The organism is Streptomyces sp. NPDC042638, from assembly GCF_040647235.1.
In the GTDB taxonomy this organism is placed as follows: domain Bacteria; phylum Actinomycetota; class Actinomycetes; order Streptomycetales; family Streptomycetaceae; genus Streptomyces; species Streptomyces rameus.
In genome coordinates this window covers 62,056-75,914 of sequence record NZ_JBEZBT010000044.1, presented here as the reverse complement: position 1 = coordinate 75,914, position 13,859 = coordinate 62,056, and the positions used below count along the sequence as shown (strand labels likewise).

14 protein-coding genes are annotated in these 13,859 nt (G+C 72.5%); 7 read left to right on the top strand and 7 right to left on the bottom strand.

Features of this window, described 5'->3' with window-relative positions; translation table 11 throughout:
- Positions 1-156 precede the first annotated feature (156 nt).
- Together AB0B40_RS28605 and AB0B40_RS28600 are read right to left on the bottom strand one after the other, a co-directional pair.
- Positions 157-495, bottom strand: a complete 339-nt coding sequence (locus AB0B40_RS28605; RefSeq protein ID WP_345059363.1) for a GNAT family N-acetyltransferase — start codon at positions 493-495, stop codon at positions 157-159.
- A 21-nt stretch (positions 496-516) separates the two neighbouring features.
- Positions 517-1,506, bottom strand: coding sequence for a pirin family protein (locus tag AB0B40_RS28600; RefSeq protein WP_345059362.1), 990 nt, complete (start codon positions 1,504-1,506; stop codon positions 517-519).
- Between the two features lie 208 nt (positions 1,507-1,714).
- On the opposite strand from AB0B40_RS28600, the gene AB0B40_RS28595 reads away from it, so the two are divergent.
- Complete coding sequence (locus AB0B40_RS28595; RefSeq protein WP_345059360.1) at positions 1,715-2,158, top strand: SsgA family sporulation/cell division regulator; 444 nt, start codon at positions 1,715-1,717, stop codon at positions 2,156-2,158.
- A 123-nt stretch (positions 2,159-2,281) separates the two neighbouring features.
- Complete coding sequence (locus tag AB0B40_RS28590) at positions 2,282-2,857, top strand: DNA starvation/stationary phase protection protein (protein WP_362266307.1); 576 nt, start codon at positions 2,282-2,284, stop codon at positions 2,855-2,857.
- 59 nt (positions 2,858-2,916) lie between these two features.
- On the opposite strand, the gene AB0B40_RS28585 is transcribed toward AB0B40_RS28590, so the two are convergent.
- Entirely contained in the window at positions 2,917-3,165 is a 249-nt protein-coding gene (locus AB0B40_RS28585) for a hypothetical protein (protein ID WP_345059356.1), read from the bottom strand.
- Positions 3,152-3,409: a DUF6400 family protein gene (locus AB0B40_RS28580; protein ID WP_345059353.1), complete on the bottom strand. Its 258-nt coding sequence runs from the start codon at positions 3,407-3,409 to the stop codon at positions 3,152-3,154. Before AB0B40_RS28580 ends, AB0B40_RS28585 begins: the two co-directional genes overlap by 14 nt.
- Before the next feature lie 444 nt (positions 3,410-3,853).
- Here AB0B40_RS28580 and AB0B40_RS28575 point away from each other — a divergent pair, with 444 nt between their 5' ends.
- The 5 genes from AB0B40_RS28575 to AB0B40_RS28555 all read left to right on the top strand — a co-directional run bounded on the left by AB0B40_RS28575 (position 3,854) and on the right by AB0B40_RS28555 (position 10,577).
- Positions 3,854-6,607, top strand: a complete 2,754-nt coding sequence (locus AB0B40_RS28575) for an AAA family ATPase (RefSeq protein ID WP_362266305.1) — start codon at positions 3,854-3,856, stop codon at positions 6,605-6,607.
- Between the two features lie 22 nt (positions 6,608-6,629).
- Entirely contained in the window at positions 6,630-7,436 is an 807-nt protein-coding gene (locus tag AB0B40_RS28570) for an alpha/beta hydrolase (RefSeq protein ID WP_345059349.1), read from the top strand.
- 117 nt (positions 7,437-7,553) lie between these two features.
- Positions 7,554-8,804, top strand: a complete 1,251-nt coding sequence (locus AB0B40_RS28565) for an ABC transporter substrate-binding protein (RefSeq protein ID WP_345059347.1) — start codon at positions 7,554-7,556, stop codon at positions 8,802-8,804.
- Positions 8,776-9,750 (top strand): sugar ABC transporter permease, encoded by a 975-nt coding sequence (locus tag AB0B40_RS28560; RefSeq protein WP_362266303.1) that lies wholly within the window; start codon positions 8,776-8,778, stop codon positions 9,748-9,750. The genes AB0B40_RS28565 and AB0B40_RS28560 overlap by 29 nt, the downstream gene beginning before the upstream one ends.
- Before the next feature lie 11 nt (positions 9,751-9,761).
- Positions 9,762-10,577, top strand: a complete 816-nt coding sequence (locus AB0B40_RS28555; protein WP_362266301.1) for a carbohydrate ABC transporter permease — start codon at positions 9,762-9,764, stop codon at positions 10,575-10,577.
- 142 nt (positions 10,578-10,719) lie between these two features.
- Here the strand turns inward: AB0B40_RS28555 and AB0B40_RS28550 are convergent, their stop codons facing one another.
- The 3 genes from AB0B40_RS28550 to AB0B40_RS28540 form a co-directional block, all read right to left on the bottom strand.
- Positions 10,720-11,589 (bottom strand): MBL fold metallo-hydrolase, encoded by an 870-nt coding sequence (locus AB0B40_RS28550; RefSeq protein WP_362266299.1) that lies wholly within the window; start codon positions 11,587-11,589, stop codon positions 10,720-10,722.
- Positions 11,590-11,783: 194 nt separating this feature from the next.
- Entirely contained in the window at positions 11,784-12,263 is a 480-nt protein-coding gene (locus AB0B40_RS28545) for an ATP-binding protein (protein ID WP_362266297.1), read from the bottom strand.
- Positions 12,264-12,386: 123 nt separating this feature from the next.
- Positions 12,387-13,814: an MFS transporter gene (locus tag AB0B40_RS28540; RefSeq protein ID WP_345059337.1), complete on the bottom strand. Its 1,428-nt coding sequence runs from the start codon at positions 13,812-13,814 to the stop codon at positions 12,387-12,389.
- Between the last annotated feature and the right edge of the window lie 45 nt (positions 13,815-13,859).

Below are 13,859 nucleotides of genomic sequence, written 5' to 3'. Positions count from 1 at the left end.
ACCGGAGTTCAGCTTCGTCCAGGAAGAGGTGACGCTGCGGCGCCCGGTCGGGGACCCGTCCGCCGGGGGCTCCGCCGCGGCGTTTCGTTCCCGCCGCGACCGATTCCGTCACGGCCGGGGGATGTTGCGCACGGCGGCCGGACGGGGTGCGGACGGTCAGCCCAGTCGGGTTTCCAGCCACTGCAGTACCTCGGGCGTGACGGGGTCGACGAGGTCGCCGAACTCCTCGTGGCGCGTCAGGAACTTGGCGACGTACGGGCAGACGGGCACGATCCGCTTGCCCGAGTTCCGTACGTCGGTGAGCGCCTCCTGGACCAGCTGGGAGGCCAGGCCCTGTCCGGCGAACGCGTCATCGATCTCGGTGTGGAAGAAGACGCGTTGTTCACCGCGGTCGCGGTAGGCGGTCAGTCCGGCTCTTTTGCCTTCGACAAGGATTTCGTAGCGATTCCTGGCGTCTATGCGCTCGACGACCGGAGTGGCGGAGGGCTGGCTCATCGGATGCCTTTCGGAAAGGGGTCAGCGACGCGGTGGATTACCGCGCGGCCTGATGGTGGCATTCGGCAGGACGGGGGCGGGAAGACGGGCTCCCGGATATCCGTCGACGGCGCCGAACCGATCGGAGGAACTCTGCCATTCCTCCCGGGCTTTGACGATGTCCTCATGGCTGCGGCCGATGAAATTCCACCACATCACGATTTCCTCGTCGAAGGGTGTTCCGCCGAGGAGGACCGCCCGTGCGGTGGTGTCCGACTCGTTCGTCAGGGTCAGTGTGCCGGGGCCGGGATGGACGTAGCCCAACTCGGCGGGACGCAGCGGCACATCCGCCAGGCGGACGGTTCCCCGGTCGACCAGGAGACCGTGCTCGAAGGCCGGGTCCACGGTGAGTGTGACGGTCGCCCGCGGCCGGAGCAGGATCTCGGCACCGAGCAGGGGCGTGAAGGCCGGCACCGGGGACGCGGTCCCGGCGAGGGAGCCGAGGAAGACCCTGATCTCGGCGCCGTCGACCGCCACGGGCTCGGGCACGTGGTGCTGGAAGTTCCGCGCGGTGTCGCGGTGCGCCTCAGGCAGTGCCACCCAGAGTTGAACGCCGTGCAGCACGGTGGTCCGCGCGGTGGAGACCTCCGAGTGGGCGATGCCGTGTCCGCCGGTCATGAGGTTCAGTTCGCCGGGTCGTACGAGGGCGTGGCTGCCCAGGCTGTCGCGGTGCTCGATCTCCCCGCTGAAGAGCCAGCTCACCGTCTGCAGGCCGGTGTGCGGGTGCGGGGCGACGTCCATGCCGCCGGTGTCTCCGACGTCGTCGGGGCCGTAGTGGTCGGCGAAGCACCAGGCGCCGATCAGGGTCCGGGCCCGCTGCGGCAGGGTGCGCCGTACGGTCATCGCCCGCGGGCCGCCCAGGGGGACGTCACGCGGGGTCAGCACGTCGACCCGGGCCGCCCCGGCCGGCGGCTCGCCGTCCACCTCCGTGCCGCAGCGCACTTCCTCGGGTTCCGTCTCGACATTGCTCATCGCGGATCACCTCTCAGCCCACTAATTGTTCTACATTCAACCATCATGGGGCCGGGTGTGTCCGGGCGCCACCGCGTTGCTCCTTCGGGCAAGACCCCGTGCGCTGGTCGGCAAGCCGCTCCCCCGCACCCCCGTACGGTCGTCGACACCTCGGACCGCCGGTACCCGCACCCGCGGTCCAGCCGAACAGTGACAGACAGGGGGCGGCATGAGACACGAACCTACCGGTGCCGCGGACGAAGATCCGATCGTATGCGCGACGAGCGTCCGCGTCACCGTCGCCGACGAAGTGCCGATACCGCTCCCCGCCGAGCTCCGCTTCTCCGCGACGGACCCCTACGCCGTGTGCCTGTCCGTGGGCGCCCCCTTCGCGTCCCGCGTCGACTGGGTCTTCGCCCGGTCGCTCCTGGCCCGGGGACTGCGCCGGGCCACGGGGTCCGGGGACGTGGTCGTCCTCCCCGGTGGCCGGTGGCGGCCGGGCAGGGTCCGCATCCTGCTCAGGGCACGCTCCGGGGCGGCGCTCCTGGAGGTGGCGAGCGCCACCGTCGCGGCCTTTCTGCACCGCGCCGACGCACTGGTGCCACCGGGCACCGAGCACCGCCACATCGACCTGGACCGTGTCGTCGAACAGCTCATGGCCGGCAGCGAGTGAGCCGCCGGCCGACGCCGGTGCGCCGACGGGCACCTGCGCGTGCGCTCCCGGGCAACGCGCCTGCCGGTACCGCCCCTAGCGTCGGTCACCTGCAACAGCACCGCATGCACCAGGAGGAATGTCATGACCACCAGCGCCAAGCTCACGAGCAGCCAGCCGTGGCTGCACCAGAAGGGCTCGGTCATCCAGGAGTTCGGGACCGTCAAGCAGTTCCCCATCGCCCTGTCGTACGAGGCGCGCATGTACTCCAGCCAGCGCCTGAACAAGGTGCTGGCGGACACTCAGATCCTCTACGGGTTCTACAAGAAGCACCACTGGAACATGCGGGGCGCGACCTTCTACCCGTTGCACCTGCTCCTGGACAAGCACGCCGGTGAGCAGCTGGCACTCGTGGACACCCTCGCCGAGCGGGTCCAGACCCTGGGCGGTGTCGCCGTCGGCGACACCCGGCACGTCGCCGAGATCACCTCGATCCCGCGCCCGCCGGACGGTGTGGAGGAGGTCCCGGCGATGCTCTCGCGGCTCCTGGAGGCCCACGAGACCATCCTGGCCGACGCGCACGACGCCGCCGCCCGCACCGCCGAGCTGGGCGACGACGGCACCAACGACGTGCTCGTCTCGCAGGTCATCCGCACCGGTGAACTGCAAGCGTGGTTCCTCGCCGAACACCTGGTGGACACCCCGCTCGTCCGCTCCTGAACGAGACGGGACCGCCGACGGCCCGGACCCGGGTCAGGGCCGCCCGCCAGGACCGCGTGTCACAGGCCGCTGGTCCTGCGCGTCCAGCGGGTGCGGGTGGCGCCGAACCCCGTCTCGTGGTCCCAGATGTGGGTGCACGACGGGCACTGCAGATGGAGCAGGCTGCCGGTGTTGGCGAGCAGGTAGCGCCAGTGTGCCGAGCACCTGCGGCCCTGTGCGCACGTGGCGCACTCCAGGTGGTCCTCGCAGTTCGGGCAGGTGACCCAGGCCCGGCGGCCGATGTCCGCCTGGGGATCAAGCGGAAGCACGACCGCCGCCGCGCCGCGGGAGGACACCGGCCGAGACGAGGGTGTCGTACAGCCGCTGCTGTTCCGCGTCGAGGCCGGAGTACAGCATGTCGTACGCCTCCTCCTCGCCGCGCATCGCCTCGGCGGGGTCCCAGTCGGCGCCGAGCGCGGCCATGACGTGGACCCGCCGGGTCATCTCGTGGCCGGTGAGATCGACGGAGAACTCGACCGGCTCGTCGGGGAGGGGGTTGTTTCGGGCGGACATATGACCGAACTTAGGTAGCCCTTTCCGTCGCGACAAGAGCACGTGGGGGACATCACAGCAGGTCGGTGTGTCCGGAAGCAGCACGTGCGAAAGGGCGGAGATCACAGCACTGTCCCGCACCTTCGGCGCCGTGGACATGGGCGTATCTCCCCCGCGGAGTGGCGGAACACCGCAGTCGGTGAGGCGCGTACGTCCCCGGTCCCTGAGGCGCGTGTCCCCGGTCCCTGAGGCGCATGTGTCCCCGGCCCCTGCGGCGCATATGTCCCCCGTCCCTGAGGTGCATATGTCCCCCGTCCCTGAGGCAGATATGTCTCCGATGCCGGTCGGGCAGGGCCGCCGTGGGCCGCCCGCCATCGCTGCCGCATGTGCACTGAGCTGCCGTTTTTGCGATAGTGGTCCTCCGGTGCGCCGGTGTCGCGGGCGCGTGCGGACAGGGAGGGCCGGGTGGCGGGGACGGGGCGATCGCTGTCCCGACGCGGTCTGCGCGGCCGGGAGGCCGAGCTCGAAGAGCTGCACACCCTGATCGTTTCGGTGGCCGGCACCGGAAGCGGCGCACTGGCCCTGATCCGCGGGGAAGCGGGAATCGGCAAGACCACCCTCCTCACCGAAGCCGTCGCGAGGGCGGAGGCGGCGGGTTTCTCCGTCGGCGTCGGCACGGCCGACGAGCTGCACCACCTCGTGCCGCTCTCGTCGCTGGCGGCCTGCGTCCTCGACGGGGACCGGCCGCTGCTGTCCGGCGACGCGTTCACGGACCTCGCGAGCGGTCACGATCAGCGGATCTGGCTGGTCGAGCGGCTGGCGGAGGCGATCGAGGACCGCGCCGGCAGCGTGCCGGTGCTGATCGCCCTGGACGATGTGCAGTGGGCCGACCCGCTGAGCCGGTTCGCGCTGAAGCAGCTCCCGACGCGCCTGCGGACCTCGCCGGTGCTGTGGCTGCTGACCGGGCGGCGGGGCGTCGACGGTCCGGCGCAGGAGATCCTCACCGCCGTGGGGCCCCAGCTCCCCGTGCGCACCGTGTCCCTGGGCCCGCTGTCCGGCACGGCCATCGGGCAGCTGGCCGGCGACACCCTGGCGGCCTCCGTCGACGAGCGCGTCTGCGGCCTGCTCGAAGGGGCCGGCGGCAACCCGTTCCTGGCGGTCGAGATGCTCGCCGGACTGCGGACCGCCGACACCTCCGCGAAAACCCCGGACCAGCTCGTGCCCCCCGGGCTCGTGGTGGGCGTCCGCGGCAGGCTCAGGTCACTGCGGCCCGGTACGCTCCGCTTCCTTCAGATGGGAGCGGTGCTGGGACGGGGTTTCGCCTTCCACGACGCCGCCGCGCTGTGCGGCGCGCCCTCCGTCGCGTCACTGGCGGCGCTGGAGGAGGCGGTCGGCGCCGGACTGCTGGACGACGAAGGCGACCAGCTGGTCTTCCGGCACGATCTGCTGCGCCAGGCGGTGTACGTGGACATCCCGCCCTCGGCCCGCAAGGCGCTGCACCGCGAGGCCGCGGGCCGGCTGGTCTCGGCGGGCCACCGGCCGATCGACGTGGTGTCGCACCTCCTCAGGGGCGCCCAGCCAGGCGACGAGGAGGCGGTGACGCTGCTCAGGCGTGCCGCCGACGACGTACTGCCGGTCACCCCGGGCCTCGCGGCCGACCTCATGACCCGCGCTCTGGAACTGGTGCCGACCGCGCGTCCGTCGTGGTTCGCCGTGGGTGAGCAGGCGGTCGTCTGCCTGACCCGGGCCGGCCGGAACCGGGAGGCGCTGGCGACCGGGGACCGGCTGCTGTCGTACCGGCCGCCCGTGGAGACGTTCGGCCGGCTGCAGGCGGCCCTCGGCGGGACCCTGTGGAACATGGATCTCGCCGAGGAACTGCGCCGCCGCACCGAGGCCGCCCTCGCGGTCGGCGGCGCCGCACCGGAGGTGGGGGCACGGCTGGCCGCGCTGCGTGCGCTGGCCCTGTCCCGGGGGCACGATCTCGCCGCCGCGCGAGCCGCGGGCGAGGAGGCGCTGCGTGCCGCCGTCGCCACCGGTGACCGGCAGGCCCACGTCCAGGCCCTGTCCGCGCTCGGTGAGATCGCACTCAACGCGGGTGAGACCGCCCTCGCGCTGGATCGTTTCACCGCGCTCAGTGCCGTCGATCCGTCCTTCTTCCCCGAGGAGATCGTCGCGTGCCAGCACGTGGACGACTTCGAGACCGGCGAGCGGCTGCTCGCGAAGGCGGCGGAGAACACCGGCGGGCTGCGTGAGGCGATGCTGCTGTGGGCGCAGGGTCAGCAGCACCTGGGGCTGGGCAGACTCGACGACGCCGACGCCGACTTCGTGACGATGGAGCGCCTGGAGGACGACGTGCGGGTGTCCGTCCAGCAGGTGAACGCGCGCGTGATCCGCTCCCGGATCGCGCTGCTGCGCGGCGACCGGGAGGCCGCGCGTCGGCACCTGGCGGCGGCGCGGGAGATGCGGGCGGCGAAACCGAACCCGGGCAACACGGCGGCGGCGCGCTTCCTGGAAGCGGTCCACGCGGACGCCGACGGCGAGCCGCGGCAGGCCGTCGAGAGGATCCATCAGGTGCAGGAGGAGGGGCCCTTCCTGCGCTGGCGGCTGCTGCGCACCTGGGTCGGCGGCGCGGTCCGCATCGCCCTGCGCGGCGGGGACCGCCGGCTCGCCGAGGACCTGGCCGCGCAGGCCGAGGACCACGCCGGGCGCAATCCGTCGGTACCCACGGCCACGGGTGTCGCGGCGTGGGCCCGCGGGCTCGTGACGAACGACGTGGTCCTGCTGGAACGCGCCGTCACCCTGCTCGCGAAGAGCCCGCGCCCACTGGTCCGGGCGTCGGCACACACGGACCTGGGGCGGGCTCTGCTGGCGGCGGGCCGGAGGGCCGAGGCGGTGGCAGCGCTGACTGTCGCCCGGGCCGCGTTCACCGCGTCGGGGGCGCACGCCGCGGCGGCACAGGTGCAGCGTGACCTGCCCGGGGGCGGCCACCGCCGGGCGGCGAGCGGGCGGCGGCCCGTCGAGGGCTGGGCGGCCCTCACGGCCTCGGAGAGGAAGGTCGCGCGTCTCGTCGCCGAGGGCCACACGAACCGTACGGCCGCCGAGCTGCTCGTCGTCTCCCCGCACACCGTCAACACGCACCTGACGTCCGCCTTCCGCAAGCTGGCCGTCAACTCCCGCGTGCAGCTCGCCAACCTGGTCAGAAGCCTGCCCGACGACTGAGCGGACCTGGTACGTTCACGCGATGCCGGCCGGACCCGGGTGCGCTTGGCTGGGAAACCCCACGCATCCGGAGGCCGCCGACGTGCACGGACCCGTCCCCGTACCGCCGACCGTCGTGCTCGTGCACGGGGCGTTCACCGGCGCCTCGTCGTGGACGGGGGTCATCCGGTTCCTCCACGCCGCCGGGCTGACGGCGCACGCCCTGGCGAACCCGCTGCGCGGCCTGGCGTACGACGCCGCCTACCTCCGGAGCGTGGTACGGCAGCTCGATCCCCCGGTCGTGCTGGCCGGCCACGGCTACGGCGGCGCGGTCATCACCGATGCCGCCGTCGGCGCCGACAACGTCGTGGCGCTCTGCTACGTCGCGGCGTTCGGACTGGACGACGGGGAGTGCCTCCTGGACGTCGTCGACCGCTTCTCCCCCATGCCGGCCGCGGAGGAGACCTTCACCGCCGCCCTCGCCGAGCGGTCTCCCGCGGACCCGGACGGCGAGCTGTACATCAGGGGGGAACACTTCCGCCAGGTGTACGCCGCCGACCTGTCCCCCCGCCTCACGCAGGTGCTGTCCGTGACCCAACGGCCGCTCGCGCAGGGTGCGCTGACCGCCAGATCGGGACCGCCGGCCTGGGCCGCGAAACCGTCCTGGTACGGCATCGCCGCCGGGGACCGGATGCTCAACCCCACCGCTCAGCGCTTCATGGCCCTGCGGATGGCGGCCAACGAGTACTTCCTCGACGGCTCGCACGCGGTACTCCTCTCGCGGCCCGCCGCCGTGGCGGCGATGATCCGGGCGGCGGCGGAACAGAGCCGTGAGCAGCTGATCCTCTAGTCGGTTGAATGCGGTAACATCCCGGCTCGGACCGGAACATGCCGGTATGGACCGTCTCACCCTCCCCTCCCGGGACCGACGCTCCGGCTGACAGACCACGCTCGGGAAGGCGTCACCATGCTCTCAGCGGCCGGACGGCCGACGCGGCCGATCAGCGCGCTCCTCGGAACGCTCGCCCTGGTACTGGCCGCCACCGGGTGCGGTGGCGCGGCCGGTTCCGGGTCCGCCGCCGGCAAGGTGACCTCCATCACGGCTCTCGACTACTACACCGACGCGTCCGAGCACGCCCAGTGGAGCGAGCGGCTCACCGCCTGCGGCCGGACCGCCGGCGTCACCGTCGAGCACAGGAGCGTCCCAGGAGCCTCCCTCGTCCCGCAGGTGCTGCGGCAGGCGTCGTCGCGGACGCTGCCCGACCTGTTGATGCTGGACAATCCCGACCTGCAGCGGATCGCGCAGACCGGCGCGCTGACCCCGCTGGACCGGTACGGCATCGACTCCCGCGGCTTCGCCCCGGGCATCGTGTCGGCCGGCTCCTACCAGGGGAGGCTGTACGGGCTGGCGCCCACGGTCAGCACGGTGGCCCTCTTCTACAACAAGGACATGCTCGCCGAGGCCGGTGTCGCCGTACCCAGGACCTGGGACGAGCTGAAGACCGCGGCGGCCGGGCTGACCCGGCCGGGGCGCTACGGCATGGCGGTGGACGCCAACGCCACGTTCGAGGGCGCCTGGCAGTTCCTGCCCTTCCTGTGGTCCAACGGCGGGGACGAGAGGCGGCTGGACACCCCACAGGCCGCGCAGGCGCTCCAGCTCTGGGTCGATCTCGTGAAGAGCGGGTCCATGTCGAAGTCGGTGCTGAACTGGACGCAGGCCGACGTCCACGACCAGTTCGCCGCCGGCAAGGCGGCCATGATGGTCAACGGCCCCTGGCGGACGGCCGCGTTGAACCGGACCCCGGACCTGCACTGGGGTGTGGCGCCCCTGCCCGTGCGACGGCCGGGGCAGACCCTGGTCACACCGCTCGGCGGTGAGGTCTGGACGGTCCCGCGCAACTCCTCCGAGGACCGGCGGGCGAAGGCAGCCCGGGTCCTCGCCTGCCTGAACGACCCCACGACCATGCTCGCCACGGCCAAGCAGTACTTCACCGTGCCCTCCCGCTCCGCGGTGGCGTCCCGGTACGCCCGGCAGGTCCCCTCGATGGCCGCCTTCGTCGAGAGCGTCGAGCGTTCCCGGACCCGCACCGGCCGGCTCGGTGTCAGGTGGCCCCAGGCGGCGACGGGGATCTACACCGCCGTCCAGGCCGCGCTGACGGGCGAGCGGACACCGAAGGAAGCACTCGGGGATGCGCAGCGGACCGCGACCGACTCCTGACCGGCCGGCGGCCCCGCGGAGTGACGGGGAACGGACGGACGGGGACCGGGGCGCCGCCCGGGCGCACCGCCGGGAGCGGATCGCCCGGTGGCTGTTCCTGCTGCCCGCGACGGCCTACCTGCTGCTGTTCTTCGCCCTCCCCCTCGTCAAGAACGTCGTGATGAGCTTCCAGCAGTACTCGGCCACGACGTTCTACACCGGTGAAGCGCCGTTCACCGGGCTGCGGAACTACGCGAAGGTCCTGTCCTCGGACCCGTTCTGGCAGGCCCTGCTGACCACGGTGCTGTTCACCGTCGGTTCGGTGTGCGGTCAGTTCGTGCTCGGGCTAGCCCTCGCGCTGTTCTTCCGGCGCAGGTTCCCGCTCGGCGATGTGCTGCGGTCGCTCCTCCTGCTGCCGTGGCTGCTGCCCCTGGTCGTCTCCGGAACGACCTGGAAGTGGATGCTCGACACCGACACGGGGGTGGTCAACCGCGCGCTGCGCGACCTCCACCTGCTGTCCTCCGGCGTCCCGTGGCTGACCGGCACCTCATCGGCGCTGGTGTCCGTGATCCTGGTCAACATCTGGGTGGGGGTCCCCTTCAACACGGCGATCCTGTACGGCGGTCTCCAGGACATCCCTGCGCATCTGTACGAGGCGGCGAAGCTGGACGGAGCCGGCCCGACGGCCTCGTTCCGGTACGTCACCTGGCCGCTGCTCAGGCCCGTGGCCGGCGTCGTACTGGTGCTGGGCGTGGTCTACACGGTCAAGGTGCTCGACATCATCCTGGTCGTGACGGGCGGAGGCCCGGCCGACGCCACCCAGACCCTGTCCACTTTGTCGTACGAACTGTCCTTCCAGCGCTTCGAGTTCGGTCGCGGAGCCGCGACGGGCAACGTCCTCGTCGTTCTCTCGCTCGCCTTCGCCCTGGTCTACCTGCGCGCCGGCCGTCGCGCCCTGAACGTCTGAAGGGCGGTCCCGTGAAACGCGCACCCGCACGCGGCCTGCTGTCGACGATCGTGGGGATCGTCCTGCTCGCGCTGATGCTGTTCCCGGTGTACTGGATGGTGAACGTCTCCCTGCAACCGGCCGGCGACGCCCTGCGGACGGGGTGGTTCCCCCTCCACCCGGACCTCAGCGGCTACGTCACCGCCCTGCGCGACCAGGGACACAGCCTCGTCACCAGCCTCGTCGTGGCCCTCGGAAGTACGGTTGTGAGCCTCGGACTCGCCGCGCCCGCGGCCTACGCGCTGGCCCGGTTCCGCCTCCGGGGCGGCCCGGTCGTCGTCTTCGGCATCCTGGTCACCCAGACGGTGCCGGGCATCGTCGTGGCCGACGCGCTGTACGGCGCCTACACCGACGCGGGGCTGCTGAACTCGTACCTCGGTCTGGTCCTCGCCGACTCCACCGCCGGAGTGCCCTTCGCGGTCCTCCTGCTGCGCGCGGCCATGCGGGGCATCCCGCGGGAGATCATCGAGGCCGCGCACGTGGACGGCGCCGGGAAGCTGCGCGTCCTGTGGTCCGTGGTGCTCCCGGTGAGCCGCAACGCGCTCGTCACCGCCGGCCTCTTCACCTTCCTCTTCGCCTGGAGCGACTTCCTCTTCGCGCTCACCCTGAACACCACGGACGCGGTGCGGCCGGTCACCGTCGGCATCTACCAGTACATCGGTTCTCACACGAACCGGTGGAACGCCGTCATGGCCACCTCCGTCCTGGCGTCCGTCCCGGCGGCGGCGCTGCTGGTCGCCGCCCAGCGGTACGTCTCCGCGGGGGCCACCAGTGGAGCCGTCAGGTAGGCCGCGCGGGACGGGTCAGCGCGGTTCGACGCCGATGGCGCCCTCCGGTGCGTCGGGGTGACCGTCGGCTGCCCGCGGCGTGCCATGGTGGCGGCTGGCGACAGTGGCGGATCTGGCGGGCCTGACGGACCTGGGTCGCGGGTCACCAGCGGACGCCGGTGAAGTCGACCGGCCGCGGACGCAGCAGGCGTGTGCGTTCCGCCAGGCCGACCAGCCGCCGGGACATCTCGTCGGCCGGCAGGCGGCGCCGGTCGCCGTGGCCCGGCAGGACCCACTCGAACCGCAGCCGGGCCGCCGTCCGGGCCAGGGAGCCGGCCAGTTCCTCGATGGAGTACCAGGTCACGCTCTCGGCGACCTCCAGATCGCCGGTCGTACGCGACCAGTAGAAGCTGTCGCCGCTGAAGCAGTAGCGGTCGTCGGCCAGGTACAGGACGCTGCCGCGGGTGTGGCCCGGCAGGGGGTGGACGGTGACGCCCTCGGCGATCTCCAGCGGATCGAGTCCGCGGATCACCCGGTCCGCGTCCGGTGCGGCGTCTAGGTCGCCTTCGTGGATCCACAGCCGGGCGCCGAAGTGGTCGGCGTAGCGGCGGCCGTGCGCGGCGTGGTCGCGATGGGTGAGCAGCACGTCGGTGACGGGGCCCGACTCCGTCCAGCGCTCGGCCAGTTCACGGCTCCAGCGGGGCGTGTCGATCATCATGCGGGTGCCGGACGGCCGCAGCAGCAGATAAGAGGTGGCGCCCGCGGTGTGCGTCGAGTTGTGCCCGCAGAGCAGGACCCCGTCGTCCAGGGGCATCGGGAACGGGTCGAGTGCCTGGTCCGCGCGTCCGGTCACGGGGCGGATCGAACGGGTCGGGCAGGCGAAGGCCGCGGCGTGCAACCGCCGGTTCTCCGTCTCGTCGGCCGGCGGGCGCAGGATCCGCGACTTTCCGCCCACCTCGGCGATCAGCTCGGGGGCGAACTGCCGGGCTGCGTCGCAGTTCGTGCAGCGCTCGTCCACGTACCATCCGTCCACGGCCGGCTCCTTCCACGGGGAAGCGGCCTCGGCGGGGGCCGCCCTTCCAGGATCATCGTGCGGCCCGCCGACCGGTAGACTGTTCCGGCCTTGTGTTTCCGGTGCCCCGGCGCTCTCAGCGGACGCCACCCCATAGGCACGAACCGGGATGTACCCGGAGAATCCGGGCGGGTGACGTTCCGAGATCCCATCGTTCAGGTCCGTACCTCGAAGCCGCCCATGCCGTCGAACCGCACCTCGTGCACCGCGTCGAAGCCGTCCGCCACCGACGGCCTGCGCAGCCGCTTCAGGGTGGCCAGGACACCGGCGTCGGGGACCCGGTCGCGGCCCTCGCGCCGGGCGTTGCGGCGCAGCGAGCCGGCCACGTCCGGCGGGAACCAGTACGCCGTCACGGTCGCCCCGTGCGCCTTGGCCGCCGCCACCAGCGGGCGCCACTCCTCGGGCGACGGGTTCGTGTTGTCCACGGCCACGGGCCGCCCGGCCGCCAGACAGCCCTCCACCAGCCGCATCTGCCGGTCCTGCTTGTTCCTGGCACCGCGCGGGAACCGGTCCTTGCTGACCAGCTCGTAGCGGTCGGACAGGCATCGCGCGCAGAAGGTGGACTTCCCGGATGCCTGCAGCCCCACCAGCACCGCCAGATCCGTCGGGCCCGCCCGATCCGCCGCTGTCGCCATATCCGCCACCATGGCACGGCGCGGGCAGCCCGGCGAGCACCCGGGGCGGAGCCTGCGCCGGGGACGGGCCGTCAAGGCCGCCCTCCGTACGTCCGCGGCAGCGTGCGGGGTCTCGGGAGCGGCTCAGCGGGCCCGGGCCACCGGAGCCGTGCCGGACACCTCGTTCCGCACCCGCGTCTCCGGCCGCGCGGCCCGGGCCACGAGGAGGACGACGAGTCCACAGGCGGCGACCAGGAACCAGCCGGGGCGGGAGGCGTGTGCGAGCCCCGCCGGGCCGGTGCCGGCGACCAGCCCGCCGGCGAGGGCGATGCCGATGGCGGCGCCGGTCTGGCGTGCGGTGGAGGTGATCGCACCCGCCACGGCGGCCCGGGCCGGGGGCAGTCCGCTGACCGCCGCGTTGGTGATCGGCGCGTTGGCGAAGCCGAAACCCATGCCGATGAGCAGGTAGGCGGACAGGAGCAGGACGAGACTCGTGTGCCGGTCGAGCCCGACCAGGCACAGCCCGCCGGTGGTGAGGAAGCCGCCCGCCAGGCACAGTGGCAGTCTCGGTCCCGCGCGGCCGACCATGCGGCCGGACCACGGTGCGCAGACCGTCGCCCCGACCGCCATGGGAAGAGTCGCCGTACCGGCGGCCGTCGCGGTGAAGCCCCGGGCGTGCTGCAGGTACAGGGTGTTGAGCAGAAGCGCGGCGTTCAGGGCGACGAACACCGCCACGGCGCCCAGGACCGCACCGCTGAACACGGGATCGCGGAACAGCCGGGGGTCCATCAGGGGCTCCTCCCTGCGGGACTCCACCCGGACGAAGCCCGCCGTCGCCACGACGGCGACGGCGTACGCGGTCAGCGCGGCCGGCGACGTCCAGCCGACGCGGGGCCCCTCGATCAGGACGCCGACCCAGACCGCGATCGTCACGGTCAGCAGGATCTGTCCCGGAACGTCGAGCCGCCGCGCCTTCGGCGCGCGGGACTCGGGCACGAACACCGCACTGAGCACCAGAGCGGCCACGATGACCGGAGCGTTGATCCAGAACAGCGACCGCCAGCCGAGGACCGCGACGAGGGCGCCGCCGGTGACCGGGCCCACCGCCATGCTGAGGCCGAACACCGAGGCCCAGACGCCGATCGCCCGGGCCCGCTCCCGCGGATCGGGCATCGCGTTCACCACGATCGCGAGAGCCACGGGACTGAGCATGGAGGCGCCTGCCCCCTGCACCGCGCGGGCCGCGACCAGCGCGCCCGCCGACGGGGCCAGCGCGCAGGCCAGCGAGGCCACGCCGAAGACCGCCAGCCCCCACTGGAACACCCGACGACGCCCGAACCGGTCCGCGAGCGCTCCGGAGGAGATCAGCAGGCCGGCCAGGACGACGGTGTACGCGTCCACGGTCCATTCCAGGCTGTGGGTCCCCACGTCCAGGCCGCGTCCGATGGCGGGCAGGCCGACGTTGACCACGGTGGTGTCCAGGCCGACCAGGAACATGCTCAGACAGCAGACGGCCAGCACCGTCCAGCGTCCGCGTCTGCTCAGCGCAGGCTGCCGCGCAGGGGAATTCATCGTCACGGTCACTGTCCGCCTCTTTCGGTACGCCGGTCGTACCGG